This is a genomic window from Mesorhizobium sp. M5C.F.Ca.IN.020.29.1.1 (genome assembly GCF_003997375.1).
In the GTDB taxonomy this organism is placed as follows: domain Bacteria; phylum Pseudomonadota; class Alphaproteobacteria; order Rhizobiales; family Rhizobiaceae; genus Mesorhizobium; species Mesorhizobium wenxiniae.
This window is the reverse complement of record NZ_RZSW01000881.1, coordinates 1-1,736: the sequence shown is the minus strand read 5'-3', so window position 1 is coordinate 1,736 and position 1,736 is coordinate 1. Positions and strand designations below refer to the sequence as shown.

The window sequence follows — 1,736 nt, the reverse complement described above, 5'->3', positions numbered from 1 at the left end:
GATGAGACCGGCGCGGTCACCGGCTGGGAGGAACGTGGGCCAAACTGGCGGGGATTTGCCACCGGAGGCGGAAAGGTGCTGTTTCGCTTCGGCCGTGACGATGTCGCGCGCTTCTGCGTCACCGAGGCCGCGATCGACGCCATGAGCCTCGCCGCGATCGAGGATATGCGGCCCGACAGCCTCTATCTGAGCACCGGCGGCGGTTGGGCGCCGGCGACCGAGGCGGCCATCCGGAGGCTTGCTTCGCGTAACGGCGCGCTTCTCGTCGCCGCCACCGACAACAATGACCAGGGCGACGTTTATGCCGGCCGGCTCGAGCAGATAGCGGTGGAGGCAGGGTGCCGTTTCGAGCGGCTGCGCCCTGCGGCCGATGACTGGAACGAGGATCTGCGTGCGATGAACGAACCGGAGAAGGAGAAAAGGAGGGAGACAAAAGCCCGGCTGCCGCATGCCCGCCTGCCGCGTCAAGGGTGAAGCTTCGCCCGGCTTCGCCGGCCCTTGACCCGTCCGGACGGAGAGGCGGCCGCGGGGAGGGGTCAGAAGGGCTGAAGAAGGATGGCGAGTCCCGAGAGGATGCGCCGCGCTCCGGCCCGACGAGGCTGAAGGAGCCCAACTCATGAACCCCACCTCTCCGATCCGCAAGATTTACCAGGGCATCGCCGACCGGCGTCAGATGTTCCGCCTGTTCGACCGTCATGCCCAGCGCACGAACCGCTGGCGGAACGATGACAGCGCGCTGTTCGCCGGCGAATGGTTCGAGATCGCCCGGCCCGAACACGATTACATGCTCGACATCCTGCCGCCGCTCTTCATGCGCGGCGACATGTTCGCCATGCGCGAGTTCCTCACCGACAGCGTGACCAGCATCTTCTTCGCGCTGACGATCGACGGCAGCCTGCGCTATTTCCACGGCTATTGCGACCTCATCGACAGGGGCTCGCCCGAACGCATGCGCGACGCGATCGTGGAACGCGAATCGCGCCCGGTCCGGGCCATGACGCATCAGGAGCGCCTCGAGCATATCTGGAGCGCCACCCATGACGGCTATCGCGGCTATGCTGGTGACCGCTCCCTTCCCGAGAATCGCGGCAAGCGCACCATCCTCGTCTACGGCCGGAGCCGGACCGCGCTCAAGCTGCTCGACGACCTGACCGACGACGAGATCGCGGCCAAGCTGCCGGTGCACCTGAGGCACCTGCCCGTCAGGGCAGCGGCGTGAGGTGCGGGCGATGTTCACATTTCCCATCCTTGCCGTCCGCAAGGTCGTCGACCGCGGCATCGCCGATGCAGCCGCCAATGACGGCTTCCGCAATCCCTATTACGGCACGCGCCCCGGCGAGGGCGAGAAGCCCGGCGTCTGGCTTGTGGGTGACGAGGGCGTCTACATCATGTCCAACGGCAAACTGGCCGAAGGATCGCGCGCCCCCGTTGTCTATGCCGAGCAGTGCCATCCCAAGGGCGATATCGACTGGTGGGACTATAAGCGCCGCCACTTCGGCGCCGATGACGGTATCGAGTTCATCGAGGCCGAGCGGTTGATCCCGCTCTTCGACCGCAACATGCGGGCCACCCACCTCAATGTGCAGCTCACCGAGACGGAAATCGCGCTCTCGCTGATCACCCGCTGACTTCCCAAACCCGCGACGCCGATCGCCCGGCCGGACCTGTTCGGCCGGCGGTTCGCGCACGCCTTCGCTCAAGGAGACTTCCCAATGTCCAATGACGATCCCTTCACC

At 66.1% G+C, this 1,736-nt stretch carries 3 protein-coding genes; all 3 read left to right on the top strand.

Going from position 1 to position 1,736, the window contains the following annotated elements:
* Positions 1–474 (top strand): DUF3991 and toprim domain-containing protein (locus EOA85_RS34590; RefSeq protein WP_127212670.1); only part of this gene is annotated, 474 nt, incomplete at its 5' end.
* Positions 475–616: 142 nt separating this feature from the next.
* Positions 617–1,219 (top strand): DUF1419 domain-containing protein, encoded by a 603-nt coding sequence (locus EOA85_RS34585; protein ID WP_127212669.1) that lies wholly within the window; start codon positions 617–619, stop codon positions 1,217–1,219.
* Between the two features lie 10 nt (positions 1,220–1,229).
* Entirely contained in the window at positions 1,230–1,628 is a 399-nt protein-coding gene (locus EOA85_RS34580) for a DUF3085 domain-containing protein (protein WP_127212668.1), read from the top strand.
* Positions 1,629–1,736: the final 108 nt, after the last annotated feature.

Bases quoted from the DNA above. Each gene is read 5' to 3' on its own strand.
- EOA85_RS34585 (WP_127212669.1), top strand. From the start codon at position 617: ATGAACCCCACCTCTCCGATCCGCAAGATTTACCAGGGCATCGCCGAC.
- EOA85_RS34580 (WP_127212668.1), top strand. From the start codon at position 1,230: ATGTTCACATTTCCCATCCTTGCCGTCCGCAAGGTCGTCGACCGCGGC.